15 protein-coding genes are annotated in these 13,443 nt (G+C 72.5%); 7 read left to right on the top strand and 8 right to left on the bottom strand.

The window, feature by feature from the left end; all coding sequences use genetic code 11:
- Positions 1-53: 53 nt before the first annotated feature.
- Positions 54-512 (top strand): DUF3093 domain-containing protein, encoded by a 459-nt coding sequence (locus N538_RS0101450; protein ID WP_028635815.1) that lies wholly within the window; start codon positions 54-56, stop codon positions 510-512.
- A gap of 22 nt (positions 513-534) precedes the next feature.
- The gene (locus N538_RS0101445; protein WP_028635814.1) at positions 535-831 is read left to right on the top strand and encodes a DUF4235 domain-containing protein; all 297 of its coding nucleotides are present in this window, start codon (positions 535-537) and stop codon (positions 829-831) included.
- A gap of 122 nt (positions 832-953) precedes the next feature.
- Here N538_RS0101445 and N538_RS0101440 read toward each other — a convergent pair whose 3' ends face one another.
- The 3 genes from N538_RS0101440 to N538_RS0101430 all read right to left on the bottom strand — a co-directional run bounded on the left by N538_RS0101440 (position 954) and on the right by N538_RS0101430 (position 3,287).
- Positions 954-1,247 carry a DUF4193 domain-containing protein gene (locus tag N538_RS0101440; protein WP_028635813.1) on the bottom strand — a complete coding sequence of 98 codons (294 nt, stop codon included), beginning with the start codon at positions 1,245-1,247 and terminating at the stop codon, positions 954-956.
- Positions 1,248-1,368: 121 nt separating this feature from the next.
- Positions 1,369-2,199 carry an inositol monophosphatase family protein gene (locus tag N538_RS0101435; RefSeq protein WP_028635812.1) on the bottom strand — a complete coding sequence of 277 codons (831 nt, stop codon included), beginning with the start codon at positions 2,197-2,199 and terminating at the stop codon, positions 1,369-1,371.
- On the bottom strand, positions 2,196-3,287 hold the full coding sequence (locus N538_RS0101430) for a ferrochelatase (RefSeq protein ID WP_197025204.1): 1,092 nt from the start codon (positions 3,285-3,287) through the stop codon (positions 2,196-2,198). The genes N538_RS0101435 and N538_RS0101430 overlap by 4 nt, the downstream gene beginning before the upstream one ends.
- 69 nt (positions 3,288-3,356) lie before the next feature.
- On the opposite strand from N538_RS0101430, the gene N538_RS23310 reads away from it, so the two are divergent.
- Positions 3,357-4,556, top strand: a complete 1,200-nt coding sequence (locus N538_RS23310) for an MFS transporter (protein ID WP_051548569.1) — start codon at positions 3,357-3,359, stop codon at positions 4,554-4,556.
- Positions 4,549-5,850 (top strand): D-arabinono-1,4-lactone oxidase, encoded by a 1,302-nt coding sequence (locus N538_RS0101420; protein WP_028635810.1) that lies wholly within the window; start codon positions 4,549-4,551, stop codon positions 5,848-5,850. Before N538_RS23310 ends, N538_RS0101420 begins: the two co-directional genes overlap by 8 nt.
- Positions 5,851-5,896: 46 nt before the next feature.
- Here N538_RS0101420 and N538_RS0101415 read toward each other — a convergent pair whose 3' ends face one another.
- Positions 5,897-6,532: a trimeric intracellular cation channel family protein gene (locus tag N538_RS0101415; protein ID WP_028635809.1), complete on the bottom strand. Its 636-nt coding sequence runs from the start codon at positions 6,530-6,532 to the stop codon at positions 5,897-5,899.
- Positions 6,533-6,651: 119 nt separating this feature from the next.
- Here N538_RS0101415 and sepH point away from each other — a divergent pair, with 119 nt between their 5' ends.
- Both sepH and N538_RS0101405 read left to right on the top strand, forming a co-directional pair.
- Entirely contained in the window at positions 6,652-7,575 is a 924-nt protein-coding gene (sepH, locus tag N538_RS27060; RefSeq protein WP_051548567.1) for a septation protein SepH, read from the top strand.
- A 32-nt stretch (positions 7,576-7,607) separates the two neighbouring features.
- A complete protein-coding gene (locus tag N538_RS0101405; RefSeq protein WP_028635808.1) occupies positions 7,608-9,602 on the top strand; it encodes an SDR family oxidoreductase in 1,995 nt (664 codons plus the stop codon).
- Here the strand turns inward: N538_RS0101405 and N538_RS0101400 are convergent.
- Positions 9,583-10,395 (bottom strand): sulfurtransferase, encoded by an 813-nt coding sequence (locus N538_RS0101400; protein WP_028635807.1) that lies wholly within the window; start codon positions 10,393-10,395, stop codon positions 9,583-9,585. The genes N538_RS0101405 and N538_RS0101400 overlap by 20 nt on opposite strands.
- A gap of 37 nt (positions 10,396-10,432) precedes the next feature.
- On the opposite strand from N538_RS0101400, the gene N538_RS0101395 reads away from it, so the two are divergent.
- Positions 10,433-11,086, top strand: coding sequence for a thymidine kinase (locus tag N538_RS0101395; RefSeq protein WP_028635806.1), 654 nt, complete (start codon positions 10,433-10,435; stop codon positions 11,084-11,086).
- Positions 11,087-11,091: 5 nt separating this feature from the next.
- On the opposite strand, the gene N538_RS0101390 is transcribed toward N538_RS0101395, so the two are convergent.
- The 3 genes from N538_RS0101390 to N538_RS0101380 are packed head-to-tail and all read right to left on the bottom strand — an operon-like array spanning position 11,092 to position 13,422.
- Positions 11,092-12,201, bottom strand: a complete 1,110-nt coding sequence (locus tag N538_RS0101390) for an alkaline phosphatase family protein (protein ID WP_028635805.1) — start codon at positions 12,199-12,201, stop codon at positions 11,092-11,094.
- Positions 12,202-12,205: 4 nt separating this feature from the next.
- Complete coding sequence (locus tag N538_RS0101385; RefSeq protein WP_028635804.1) at positions 12,206-12,766, bottom strand: DUF5998 family protein; 561 nt, start codon at positions 12,764-12,766, stop codon at positions 12,206-12,208.
- A 32-nt stretch (positions 12,767-12,798) separates the two neighbouring features.
- Complete coding sequence (locus N538_RS0101380; protein WP_028635803.1) at positions 12,799-13,422, bottom strand: sulfotransferase family 2 domain-containing protein; 624 nt, start codon at positions 13,420-13,422, stop codon at positions 12,799-12,801.
- Positions 13,423-13,443: the final 21 nt, after the last annotated feature.

Below are 13,443 nucleotides of genomic sequence, written 5' to 3'. Positions count from 1 at the left end.
GTCGCGCGACCCTACCCGCAGGCGCCCCGGTGACCAATGGAAGGATTCCGGCCGTGACCGTCTCCCCCGCGTACGCCGAGCGCCTCGGCGTCCCGCTGCGCTGGTGGGTCCAGGGCACGATGCTGGTCGCCACGCTGTGGCTGGCGGTCGTCGTGGCCCTCCCGGCCGTGGCGGCCTGGGTCGTGACGCTGGTGGCGCTGGCGACGATGGCCTTCCTCTTCAGCATGATCGGCGCGGCCCGCGTGGTGGTCGCCGACGGTCGGTTCCGCGCCGGCCGGGCGCACATCGGTGCCGAGCACCTGGGCGCCGTCACGGCGCTGGACGCCGAGGAGACACGCCGCACGGCCGGCGTCGAGGCCGACGCGCGGGCGTACCTGCTGCTGCGGCCCTACCTTCACCGCGCGGTGAAGGTGGAGATCACCGACCCCGCGGACCCGGCGCCGTACTGGCTGGTGAGCACGCGGCACCCCGAGGACCTGGCCCGGGCGCTGACGGCCTTGAGTCGGCACTGACCGGTCTGGGTACTGTCGCCCCATGGCAAAGGACTCCTCGAAGGTCTGGACCGTCTTCTCCCTGGTCTCCGCCCTGGGCGCGGCCGCCGTGGCGAAGAAGGGCCTCGACAAGGTGTGGCAGCTCGCCACCGGCAAGCAGCCGCCGGAGAACCCGGCCGACCCGGACGTCGAGATCTGGGAGGCGGTCAGCTGGGCCGTCGCCAGCGGCATCGCCGTCGGGCTGGCCCGGATGATGGCGCAGCGGAAGGCGGCGTCGTACTACGCACGCTCGACCGGCCACCTGCCGCCCGACCTCCGCAAGGACGGCCAGGAGGCCTGAGCCAGGCGATCCGGACACGCAGAAGGCCGCAGCCCTGCCGGGCTGCGGCCTTCGTCGTCGACTCAGGCTGCGTCAGCCTGCATCGTCATGCGCCGTGATGCATCGTCATGCGTCGTCGTGCGTCACGCTGCACAGTCGCGGCAGATCATCTTCTTCGCGTCCGCCAGCTGGCTCCGGTGGTGCACCAGGAAGCAGCTCATGCAGGTGAACTCGTCCTCCTGCTTGGGCTTCACCTCGACGGCGAGCTCCTCGTGCGACAGGTCGGCGCCGGGCAGCTCGAAGGACTCGGCCGCCTCGGTCTCGTCCTCGTCGACCTTGCCGGAGTTCTTGTCGTGACGACGCGCCTTCAGCTCCTCGATGCTCTCCTCGGACTGCTCGTCCTCGTTCTTGCGCGGTGCGTCGTAGTCAGTCGCCATCCGTCACTTCACTCCCGTTCCCTGCTTCTGCGCCGTCGTCGGCGCCAGATTGTGCACCATGCGGCCTGTCTTTCGCACACCAGATCCGCATGGCGGAGCGTGAACATCCGGTGACGGGGCGCTATTCCCCCGATTCAGGGGAGAACCCGGCCGTCTGCAGGGCGTCCAGCAGGTCGTCGAAGCCGTGTGGCGGAGCGCACACGACCATCAAGGTGCCGCCCGACCCGGGACGGGTCTCGAACCTGGCCCCCGCGAGCCGGGCGATGAGTCCGCCCGCCGCGTAGTCCCACAGGTTGACGCCCTCCTCGAAGTACCCGTCCACGGTGCCTTCGGCCACGTGGCAGAGGTCGAGCGCGCACGAGCCGAGCCGGCGTACGTCGCGGACCCGTGTGATCAGGTTCGCGAGGGCGGTGGCCTGCAGCTGCCGGATGCCGGCGTCGTAGTTGAAGCCGGTCACCAGCAACCGCAGGTGCAGGTCGGCCGGCGAGCGCACCTCGATGGGCTCGCCGTCCCGGGTGACGACGGCGGGGCCGTGCTCGTCGCCGAGCTGCCCGACGTACTCCGTGCCGCGCGCGACGTTGACGACCACGCCGGCCACCACCTCGCTGCCCTCGTCGGTCCAGCGCTCCGCGGCGATCGAGACGGCGTACTCCGGCAGCCCGTAGAGGAAGTTCACCGTGCCGTCGATCGGGTCCACCACCCAGCGCACCCCCGAGCGGGACGGCACGTCGTCGCCCTCCTCGCCGAGCACGCCGTCGTCGGGACGCCGGGCCAGCAGCCGGTCGCGGATCAGCTCCTCGCTGGCCCGGTCGGCCTCGGTGACGATGTCGACGTCGCTCGACTTGGTCGCCGCCACGGTCACCTCGCCGCGGCGCCGGTCGCGGACCAGCGCGGCCGCCTCCCGCGCGACGTCGAGCGCGAGGGCGGCGAGCTCGGCGTTGCCGGCGCTCATGCGCCCGCCAGGGCGGGCCGGTCGGCCCGCGGGTTCGGGCAGCAACCGGGCGCGCAGCGGTCCCAGCAGGCCGGGTAGGTGCCGACGCTCGCGCGGGCGACGTCCTCGCCCCGCTCGACCGCGGCGCGCTCGAGCAGCAGGTCGCGGACCGTGGCCACGAACCGAGGGTCCACGCCCGCGGTCGCGGCGCGGGTGGCGGGCAGGCCGAGCTTCTCGGCGGTCGCCCGGGCCTCGGTGTCGAGGTCGTAGACGACCTCCATGTGGTCGGAGACGAAGCCGACCGGCACCATCACGACGCCCGCCGCGCCGTCGGCCTGCAGGCGCTCGAGGTGGTCGTTGATGTCCGGCTCCAGCCACGGGACGTGGGGGGCACCGGAGCGGGAGCAGTAGACGAGCGCGTGCCGGTGCCTCCGGCCGGTCTCCTGGCGGACCCGCTCGACGACCTCGTCGGCGATGCTGAGGTGCTGCTCGACGTACGCGTCGCCGTCGGGGCCGCTGCTCGCGGCCATCGTGTCCGGGATCGAGTGCGTGACGAACGCGAGGTGCGCACCCTCGCGGGCCTCGTCGGGCAGGTCGGCCAGCGCGGCGAGCGTCGCGTCGACCACCGGCTCCACGAAGCCCGGGTGGTTGAAGTAGTGGCGGAGCTTGTCCAGGACCGGCGCCGTCGCCCCGTCCGGCAGCGCGTCGACGGCGTCGAAGAGGTTCTCCCGGTACTGCCGGCACGAGGAGTACGACGAGTAGGCGCTGGTCACGAAGCACGCCGCCCGGGTGACCCCGTCGCTGGCCATCTGGCGGAGGGTGTCGGTGAGGTACGGGTCCCAGTTGCGGTTGCCCCAGTAGACCGGGAGGTCGACCCCGGCGCCGGCCAGGTCCTCACGCAGCGCGGCCAGGAACGCGCGGTTCTGGTCGTTGATCGGGGACCGGCCGCCGAAGAGGAAGTAGTGCTGCCCGACCTCCTCGAGCCGCTCCCGCGGGATCCCCCGCCCGCGCGTGACGTTCTCGAGGAACGGCAGCACGTCCTCGGGCTTCTCCGGGCCGCCGAACGACACCAGCAGGACGGCGTCGTACGGCGAGGGGTCGGGGGTCATGTCGTTCATCGTAGGGAGCCGTTGATAACGATTCGTCGGTGGTCGCGGGGGCGCCCTACGCTCAGCGCGATGTTCACGTCGTACCGCCGGATCCTGGCCCGGCCCGGCACGCTCCGGTTCTCGATGGCCGGTCTGGTGGCGCGGCTGCCGATCTCGATGGTCGGCCTGGGCATCGTGCTGCTGGTCTCGGCCGCGACCGGGCGGTACGGCGTCGCCGGTGCCGTGTCGGCGGCGTACATGTTCGCGAACGCGGGCCTGGCCATCGTGCAGGGCCGGCTGCTGGACCGCTTCGGCCAGGGCCGGGTGCTGTCGGCCGCGAGCCTCGGGTTCGGCGTCGCGGTCACGCTGCTGGTCGTGTCGGTGCAGGCGGACTGGCCGATCGCGACGAGCTACGTGCTCGCGGCGCTGGCCGGCGGGTGCCTGCCGCAGGTCGGGTCGTCGGTGCGGGCGCGCTGGTCGCACGTGCTGGACCAGCCGACCGAGGTGCAGACGGCGTACGCGCTGGAGGCGGTCCTCGACGAGGCGGTGTTCATCCTCGGCCCCATCATCGTGACGGTCCTCGCGACCGCGTGGCACCCGGTGGCCGGGATCCTGGTCGCGGTGGTCGCGTGCGTGAGCGGCACGCTGTTCTTCTGCTCCCAGCGCGCGACCGAGCCGCCGGCGCAGCCCCGGACCGGTGCGTCGGGGCCGCGGCCCGGGATGCCGTGGGGCACGGTGGTCCCGCTGGCGGTCGTGTGCGCGGCGCTCGGCGTGCTGTTCGGCGCGGCCGAGGTGACGACGGTCGCGTTCGCCGACGAGCGCGGGCACAAGGCGGTGTCCGGGGCGCTGCTCGCCTTGTGGGCATTCGGCAGCCTGACCGCCGGCGTGATCACCGGTGCGGTGCACTGGCGGCGCGGCCCGTCGTTCCGGGTGCGCTGGGGCGCGCTGGCGATGGCCTGCGCGATGGCGCCCCTCTCTTTGGTCGGGTCGCTGCCGCTGATGGGCGCCACGCTGTTCGTCGCGGGCTTCGCGATCGCCCCGACGATGATCGCGACGATGTCGCTGACCGAGGAGGTCGTGCCGTCCGGCCGGCTGACCGAGGGCATGGCGATCATGCAGACCGGGCTGGTCGCCGGGGTCGCTCCCGGTGCGACGCTGAGCGGCCTCGTGGTCGACCACCAGGGCGCCTCGGCGGCGTACCTGGTCTCGCTCGCCGCTGGGGCGGTCGCCGCGCTGGCCGCCCTGGCGATCCCGCGCCGGAAGGCGCCAGTACCCTCCATCCGTGACTGAGTCGTGGCGGAACTGGTCGGGCCTGGAGACGGCGCGGCCGAGCCGGGTCGAGGAGCCCGTCGACACGGCGGCGATCGTGGGGGCCGTGGAGCGCGCCCGGTCCGAGGGCTCCACGGTGAAGATGGTCGGCACAGGCCACAGCTTCACCGCGATCTCGGCGCCCGAGGACACGATGCTGCGGCCCACGAACCTGGGCGGCATCGTCTCGGTCGACCGGGAGGCGCTGACCGTCACCGCGCTGGCCGGCACCCAGCTCAAGGTGCTCAACGCCCGTCTCGAGGGGATGGGCCTCAGCCTCCACAACATGGGGGACATCGCCGAGCAGACGCTCGCCGGTGCGATCTCGACCGGCACCCACGGCACCGGGGGCGTCGCGGCGTCGCTGTCCGCGCAGGTCTGCGGGCTCGAGCTGGTCACCGGCACCGGTGAGGTGGTCCGGGCGACCGAGACCGAGAACCCGGAGCTGCTCGAGCTCGCCCGGGTCGGGCTCGGCGCGCTCGGCGTCCTGACGACGCTGACGTTCCGCGTCGAGCCGTTGTTCGCGCTCGAGGCCAACGAGACCCCGATGTCGTGGGACGAGGCGCTCGGCGGCTTCGACGAGCGGGTCGCGGCCCACCACCACGTCGACACGTACTGGTTCCCCCACACCGACCGGCTGATGGTGAAGACCAACGACCGGCTCGACGACCTCGAGGTCGAGCCGCTCTCCAGGCTGCGCGAGTGGTGGGGCGACGAGTTCCTGTCGAACTCCCTGTTCGGCGCGCTCAACCACCTCACGAACGCCCTCCCCTCGATCATCCCGTCGTTCAACCAGCTCTCGAGCCGGCTGCTGTCGGCACGCAGCTACAGCGACGTCGCGCACAAGGTGTTCACCTCGCCGAGAACCGTGGTGTTCCGGGAGATGGAGTACGCCGTGCCGCGCGAGGCCGGCCTCGCCGCGCTCCGCGAGGCGCGTGCCGCGCTGGACGCCTCGGACCTGCGGATCACCTTCCCGGTCGAGATCCGGGTGACCCCCGCCGACGACATCGCGATGTCGACCTCGTTCGGCCGGGACTCCTTCTACCTGGCCTTCCACACGCACCGCGACGCCGACCACCGGGACTACTTCCGGCTGATCGAGCCGATCATGCGCGCCCACGACGGCCGCCCGCACTGGGGCAAGGTGCATGACCGCACCGCCGCCGACCTCGCCCCGGCGTACCCGCGGTTCGCAGACTTCCTCGCGCTGCGCGACCGGCTCGACCCGGACCGGGTGTTCGCCAATCCCTACCTGCGCCGCGTCCTCGGCGACTGAGCGCCGAGTCGGCGCAGTCTCAGCTGAGACTGCGCCGACTCGGCGGTCAGACCGAGGCGGGACCGGTGGGCACGGGCGCCTGCCAGTGCCGCCAGAGCGCGAGCAGCCGCCAGCCCACGCAGAGCCCGCCGCCGGCGAACGCGATGACGAACGTCGGCAGGTCGGTGTGCGCGCCCGCCACGACGACGACCGCGCCGGCGAGCGCAGGCGTGGCGTAGAGCTCGCCGCGGAAGACGGCCGGGACCCGGCCGGCCAGCAGGTCGCGGAGCATGCCGCCGCCGATGCCGGTGACCATGCCCATCAGCGCGGCGGGCACGACGCCCAGCCCGTAGTCGAGCGCCTTGAGCGCGCCGGTGACGCAGAACAGCCCGAGCCCGAACGCGTCGAGCACGTTGACCGAGCGCTCCACCCGGCCGAGGACCGGGTGGTAGAAGAACGCCAGCAGGCCCGCGGCGACGGGCACCACGAGGTAGCGCCAGTCGGCGAGCGCGGCCGGCGGCGTCGCGTCGATGAGCACGTCACGGAGGAAGCCACCGCCGAGGCCCGTCGTACCCGCCAGGACGAGGACGCCGAACACGTCGAGGCCCTTCCGGACCGCGACCAGGGCGCCGGAGATCGCGAACACGAAGATGCCCACCAGGTCGAAGACGACCAGGATCGCGCTGGGCTCGGAGGTCGACACGACAGGAGGGTACGTGTCCCGAGCCACGCGGCGACGCTCCCGGCTCCGGCGCCCCCGCTGGCGTAGGCTCGGCGCACCGAAGACGTACCTCGCACGATGGGACAGGAGCACGACCCACCATGGCGCACCTGACGCTCGCTGGAGTGAGCGACGACGGGAAGCGCCTGCGCCTGGTCGACGAGGACGGGACCGAGCACACCGTCGACCTCGACGAGCGTCTCCGGTCCGCCACCCGCGGCGAGTCCCGCCGATTGGAGAACAAGATGGACAGTGCCCTCCGGCCCCGTGACATCCAGGCGCGCATCCGCGCGGGCGAGAGTCCCGAGGCGGTGGCACAGGCAGCCCAGACGTCCGTGGACAAGATCATGGCGTTCGCCGCGCCCGTGATGGCCGAGCGCCAGCACGTCGCCGAGCGCGCCCAGCGGTCCTCGGTACGCCGCGGCGAGGGGTCGGCCCCGCACGGCGCCCGCACCCTCGGCGACGCCGTGGCCAGCCACCTCCGGGCGCTGAACGTCGACCCCGAGACCGTCGAGTGGGACGCCTGGCGCCGCGAGGACGGCCGCTGGTCGCTGGTCGGCCGCTACTCCACCGCCGAGCGCAGCGGCACCGCGGAGCTCACCTTCGACGCCCCCGGCAACTACGTGACCCTCGACAACGAGGACGCTCGCTGGCTGGTCGGCGAGGCCGTGGCCGCCGCGCCCGAGGCGCGCGACGACCTCCGCCAGGCCCGCCAGCGCCGGCTGAGCACGGTCGGCGACGACGAGCTCCCCCTCGGGGACGACGCGATCGACCTGGTCTCCGAGCAGCCGGTCGAGGCGTTCCTCGACGCCGAGCCGCCGGCCGAGCCGGAGCTCGAGCGGCAGCAGTCGGACCTGCGCGAGGAGGCCGAGGAGGCCGCCGCGGAGGACGATCTCCACGACCCGGAGCGCGAACCGGACCACCAGGACGAGCCGCCCGCCCGCCGCGCGGTCAAGAAGACCCGCGGTCGAGCCTCGGTGCCGAGCTGGGACGAGATCATGTTCGGCGGTGGCGGGACGGAGTGACCCGGGGGTCTACCTGCGGGTAGCGTCCCCCCATGTCGTACTTCGTCACCGGCGCGACCGGCTTCATCGGCCGGCACCTGGTCCGTGAGCTGATCGACCACCGCGACGGTCAGATCTTCGTGCTGGTGCGCGAGTCGTCGCTGCCGCGGATGCAGGCGCTGGCGGCGCGCTGGGGCACCGACCGGGTCGTCCCCGTCGTCGGCGACCTGGCCACCGACGCCCTCGGCGTGGACCCCGCCTGGGTCGCAGAGCACCGCGGCGGCATCGACCACTTCTTCCACGTCGCGGCGATCTACGACATGACCGCCGACGAGGAGACCAACGAGGCCCTGAACGTCGGCGGCACCCGCAACGCGCTCGCCCTGGCCGAGGCCCTGCAGGTCGGGTGCTTCCACCAGGTCTCGTCCGTGGCCGCCGCCGGCGAGCACCGGGGCCGGTTCGACGAGACGATGTTCGACGAGGGGCAGCACCTGCCCTCGGCGTACCACCGCACGAAGTTCGAGTCCGAGAGGATCGTGCGCACCGAGGCGACCGTCCCGTGGCGGGTGTACCGCCCCGCGATCGTGGTCGGGGCCTCCGAGACCGGCGAGATGGACAAGGTCGACGGTCCCTACTACTTCTTCGAGATCATCAAGGCGATGCGCGACCGGCTGCCCGCGTGGCTGCCGCTGGTCGGCGTCGACCTCGGCGACACCAACGTGGTGCCGGTCGACTACGTCAGCGCGGCGATGGACCACATCGCGCACCTGCCGGACCGCGACGGCGAGGCGTTCCACCTCGTCAACCCGGAGCCGCAGCCGGTGCACGACATGCTGAACGCGTTCTGCGCGGCGGCCGGCGCGCCGCGCTTCATGACCCCGGTCGACCGCCGCCGGATGCGGTTCGTGCCGCGGGCCCTCACGCCGGCCGGTGCGCTCAACCTGCTCGCCAGTCAGCCGCTGGTGCAGTCGGTCCTCGACGTCGCCACCAGTCGGGTCGGCATCCCGGCCGAGGTGCTGGCGCACACGTCCTTCCAGTCGACGTTCGACTCCCGGCGCACCGAGCAGGCGCTCGCCGGGTCGGGCATCGGCGTACCCGACCTCGACTCCTATGCCCGCAACCTCTGGACGTTCTGGGAGGAGCACCTCGACGACTCCATCGCCCGGGACCCCCGGGTGCGGGAGAAGCTCACCGGCAAGTACGTCGTGGTCACCGGCGCCTCCTCCGGGATCGGCAAGGTCACCGCCCTGAAGGTGGCCCAGGCAGGCGGCACCCCCGTGCTCGTCGCGCGCGGCAAGGAGAAGCTCGACGAGCTGCGCGACCTGATCGAGCAGCGCGGCGGGCAGGCCGTCGTCCAGCCGTGCGACCTATCCGACCTCGAGGCCATCGACGCGCTCTGCGAGACGCTGACCGCCGAGCTGCCGTCGGTCGACTTCGTCGTCAACAACGCCGGCCGCTCGATCCGCCGGTCGCTGCGGCTCTCGCAGGACCGCTTCCACGACTTCGAGCGCACCATGCAGCTCAACTACTTCGGCGCGATCCGGCTGGTGATGGGCCTGGTCCCGGCGATGCGCGCGCAGAAGCGCGGGCACATCGTGAACATCTCCTCGATCGGCGTGCAGACCAACCCGCCCCGGTTCTCGGCGTACGTCGCCTCCAAGTCGGCGCTCGACTCGTGGAGCAACGTGGTCGCCTCCGAACTGGTCGGCGACGGCATCACGTTCACCAACATCCACATGCCGTTGGTGCGGACGCCGATGATCGCGCCGACCAAGCTCTACGACAAGTTCCCGACGATCTCACCGGCGCAGGCCGCGGACCTGGTGATCGACGCGATGGTCGACCGCCCGCACGAGATCAACACCCTGCTCGGCAACGCGGGTGCGGTGGCCCACACGCTGACCCCGAAGCTCGCGTTCCGGGTGCTGAACATGGCCTACCACGTGTTCCCGGACTCGGCCGCGGCCAAGGGCGAGCTCCCGGCCGGCGGCACCCGCGAGTCCGAGCAGATCATGCTCGCGAAGGTGTTCAAGGGCGTCCACTGGTAGGCCGGTCGGGGTCGGCGATCCAGCCCGACCAGCTGCCGGGGTAGAGCGCCGCCGGGATCCCGGCCAGCTCCAGCGCGATGATGTCGTGCACCGCGGTGACGCCCGAGCCGCAGTAGACGGCCACGGCCTCGTCGCCCGTCACGCCGGCGGCGGCGTACAGCGCGCGGATCTCGTCGACCGAGCGGAACCGCCCGTCGGCCCGCAGGTTCGTGGTGGTGGGCACGTTGACCGCTCCCGGGATGTGCCCGGCCACCGCGTCGATCGGCTCGACCTCGCCGCGGTACCGCTCCGGCGCCCGCGCGTCCACCAGCACCGGTACGCCGAGCACCTCGTCCGCCTCGACCACCGGCAGCCGGCCGGGCCGGGCGACGAAGTCTCCCCGACCGGGCAGCGTCGTCCCGGTGTGCACCGCTCCGCCGGCCTCCACCCACGCGGGCCAGCCGCCGTCGAGGACGCGCACGTCGTCGTGGCCGTGGTAGCGCAGCAGCCACCACGCGCGGCCGGCGGCGAGCCCGGACCAGTCGTCGTACACGACCACGGGCCGGTCGGCACGCACGCCGGCCCTCCGCATCGCGATCTCGAAGACCGCGGTCTCCGGGAGCGGGTGCCGGCCGCCCGCGCCCGGGGGTCCGGCGAGCTCGGTGTCCAGGTCGACGTAGACAGCGCTCGGGACGTGCCCCTTCTCGTGCTCGGCGCGGCCGCCGGGGCCACCCGTCCGGTAGTGGACGTCCAGGACGGTCACCGATCCGAGCCGCTCGTGCAGCTCCGCGGCGGAGATGAGGGGTGTCGGCATGCGCCCATCCTGCCGGACCGTGAAAGGATCCCGGCTCGTGGCTGAACTGCACTTCTTCACCGGCACCATGGACTCCGGCAAGAGCACGCTGGCGCTCCAGACGAACCACAACCACGCCGCCCGGGCCCGGGTCGGCCGGCTCTTCACCACCCACGACCGGGCCGGCCAGGCCAAGCTCTCCAGCCGGCTCGGGCTGACCCACGACGCCCTCGAGGTGGCGCGCGACTTCGACTTCTGGCGGTACGTCGTGGACTCGCTGACCCAGGGCGGCCGGATCGACTACCTGGTCTGCGACGAGGCGCAGTTCTACACCCGTGTCCAGATCGACCAGCTCGCGAAGATCGTCGACGAGCTCCAGATCGACGTGTTCGCGTTCGGCATCCTCACCGACTTCCGCACCGAGCTGTTCGAGGGCAGCGCCCGGCTGGTCGAGCTCGCCGACCGGATGAACGTGCTCCAGGTCGAGGCGCTGTGCTGGTGCGGCAAGCGCGCGACCCACAACGCCCGGACCGAGAACGGCGTGATGGTGGTCGAGGGTGAGGTGATCGTCGTCGGCGACGTCGAGGCGATCGACCAGCCGCCCGCCGACGTGGCCTACGAGGTGCTCTGCCGCCAGCACCACCGGCGGCGGCTCACCGCCGCCCGCGCCAAGGCGGTCTCCCTCGCGCCGGAGCCCCTCCCCTTCGGGTAGTCCGGTCAGCTCACCAGCAGCGGGATCACCATCTCGTCCGGGGTGAGCGAGCCGTGCAGGCCGACCAGCGTGGCCTCGTAGGGGAAGTCGGCGGTGGAGAGGACGGCCACGTCGCCGTGGCAGGCGACGACCACGTCGCCGATCCTCGGGAGCACGGCGGGGGCGACCGGGCCGAACCAGCCGCGGCCGATCACCTCGTCGCGCGTCAGCACGTCGGCCCGGGTGCCGAGGAACGCGCGCCAGGTGGCGACCACGTCCTCGACCGCGCCGCGCGGGCAGTAGAGGTGGCGGAACCGTGCCTCGCCGCCCAGCAGCGCGACACCGTCGCGCAGGTCGGGGTGCTCGTCGACGTCGATCCGGCTCTCCGTCGGTGAGTCGACCATCCCGTGGTCCGCGACGACGACCAGCCGCACCGAGGGCGGCAGCGCCTCGCGGAGCTGCTCGGCCTCGGCGTCGACCATCGCGAGCTGCTGGAGCCACTGCCGCGACGCGACGCCGTAGCGGTGGCCCGTCCAATCGAGGTCGCCGTCGTAGAGGTAGGTCAGCGAGCCGCGCTCCCCTGACGCCGCGACGGCGGCCGCGATCCGCTCACCGACCTTGTCGGCGCCGACGTACTCCGCGCCGCGGTGCGCCGCGACCGTGAGGCCGGACCGCGCGAACTCGCGCTTGTTCACCACGGTGACCGTCGCACCCAGCTCCCGCAGCCGCGTGAACGCCGTCGGGTGCGGCTGCCACTCGACCGGGTCGACGTCCTTGTCCCACAACAGCGCGTTGAGCAGCTTGCCGGTGCCCGGCACCCGCGAGGTGAACCCCACGAGCCCGTGCGTGCCGGGCGTGAGCCCGGTGCCGAACGAGGTCAGGCTGGTCGCCGTCGTCGACGGGACCCCGGCGGTCGCGACCGACGACGCCGTCAGCTGGGAGGCGAGGAACGGCGCGGCATGCGCGTACCGCTCGAGCAGCCGGGCGCCCAGGCCGTCGACCAGGAACACGACGTACGCCGAGCCCGTCGGCAGCTCGAGCCCGGCCGGCTCCAGGAACCCGAGCGCGGCGCCGACCGCAGGCACGACGTCCCCCAGGGAGCGCTGGCCGTACGCCGGTTCCAGGAACTCCGACACCAGGTCACTGCGTCCGGGCGGACAGGGACTCAGCGAACGCGAGCAGCCGGTCGACGGCCTCGGTGCCGTCGGCCGCGGCCGAGACCCGCAGCGAGAAGTCGTCGGAGGCGAGCACCCCGGTGTAGCCGTGGTCGGCGTCGCACTCCGGGTCCGAGCAGCCGGCGGGCTCGAGGTCGACCCGGCTCACGCCGCCCCAGCCGATGGTCACGACCGCCTCGGCCGGGCGGCTCGGGCCGGACGCCGGGTTGGCGATCATCCGGGTCACGACCACGGACTTCACCGAGGAGAGCCGGATCGCCTCGGTGGACGTCGACGTGTACGGCTCGGGCAGCAGGTCGTCGCCCTCGTGCTCGTCGGTGTGGGCCAGGATCAGGCGGGTGGGGGTCAGCACGACCACGGACAGGTGCCGCCGCACCTCGTCGCGATCGAACGTCGGCTCGTGGTGGACGAAGAACGACACCACGCTCTCGCCGGCCACGGCGGACTCGACACCGTCGGCGACGACGTCCGGGTAGTACCCGGTCCGGTTGATGGCGTCCCTGAGCTCGGGGGTGCTGCTCCGCATGCCGGTCAGTCTGTCACGCAGGTGGGACGGGGTCAGAACGAGTAGTCGAACGCCGCGATGTCCTTCGCGAACAGGTCCTCGACGCGGCGCCGCATCGGGTCCGTGTAGACCTCGCGGTAGTCCGGGCGGCGCTTGTCGACGTTCACGCTCTGCAACGGCTCCCACGGCAGCTCCAGCCGGGCGAGGATCGCGCGCAGGTCCGCCTCGAGCGACTCCTGACGGCCGATGAAGTCGGCCCGCCGGGTCTTGCTGGTGAGGTAGCGGATCTGGGGGGTGCGCAGCCGCGCCCACTGCTCGGGTCCCTTCATCACGAAGGTCTCGAAGTCGGGGCACGCGTCGGCGACACCCTTGATGAACTGGTTCTTCTTCAGGAACGCGTCGGCGCCGCGGCGGCCCTTCTCGGCGCGATCCTTGAAGCGCTCGACCATCCGGAACCAGGACAGCATCCGGGCCCACGGGTTCCGCACGAAGCCGACGGTCCAGTACGCCGCGAGGTCGGGCTCGGCGGCCAGGATCTGGCCGAGCGTCGCGTGCCGGTCGAGGCCGGTCACGTGGCGGGTGTCTTGCAGCACCTCGTCGAAGCGGTTGTCGATGGTCGATCCACCCGTCTTCTGCACGTGCACGAACAGCAGCTTGTGGGCGTCACTGATGACCATGGCGGCGATCCTATGTCCAAC

The sequence above is a fragment of the Nocardioides sp. URHA0032 genome (assembly GCF_000620645.1).
Classification (GTDB): Bacteria; Actinomycetota; Actinomycetes; order Propionibacteriales; family Nocardioidaceae; genus Nocardioides.
This window is presented reverse-complemented; position numbering and strand designations above follow the sequence as displayed.

What these genes read in the sequence shown, in the direction of transcription:
- N538_RS0101405 (WP_028635808.1), top strand. Translation starts at nt 7,608, where the DNA reads ATGTCGTACTTCGTCACCGGCGCGACCGGCTTCATCGGCCGGCACCTG.
- sepH (WP_051548567.1), top strand. Translation starts at nt 6,652, where the DNA reads ATGGCGCACCTGACGCTCGCTGGAGTGAGCGACGACGGGAAGCGCCTG.
- N538_RS0101430 (WP_197025204.1), bottom strand. Translation starts at nt 3,287, where the DNA reads ATGACCCCCGACCCCTCGCCGTACGACGCCGTCCTGCTGGTGTCGTTC.
- N538_RS0101385 (WP_028635804.1), bottom strand. Translation starts at nt 12,766, where the DNA reads ATGCGGAGCAGCACCCCCGAGCTCAGGGACGCCATCAACCGGACCGGG.
- N538_RS0101440 (WP_028635813.1), bottom strand. Translation starts at nt 1,247, where the DNA reads ATGGCGACTGACTACGACGCACCGCGCAAGAACGAGGACGAGCAGTCC.
- N538_RS0101445 (WP_028635814.1), top strand. Translation starts at nt 535, where the DNA reads ATGGCAAAGGACTCCTCGAAGGTCTGGACCGTCTTCTCCCTGGTCTCC.
- N538_RS0101400 (WP_028635807.1), bottom strand. Translation starts at nt 10,395, where the DNA reads ATGCCGACACCCCTCATCTCCGCCGCGGAGCTGCACGAGCGGCTCGGA.
- N538_RS0101380 (WP_028635803.1), bottom strand. Translation starts at nt 13,422, where the DNA reads ATGGTCATCAGTGACGCCCACAAGCTGCTGTTCGTGCACGTGCAGAAG.
- N538_RS23310 (WP_051548569.1), top strand. Translation starts at nt 3,357, where the DNA reads ATGTTCACGTCGTACCGCCGGATCCTGGCCCGGCCCGGCACGCTCCGG.
- N538_RS0101435 (WP_028635812.1), bottom strand. Translation starts at nt 2,199, where the DNA reads ATGAGCGCCGGCAACGCCGAGCTCGCCGCCCTCGCGCTCGACGTCGCG.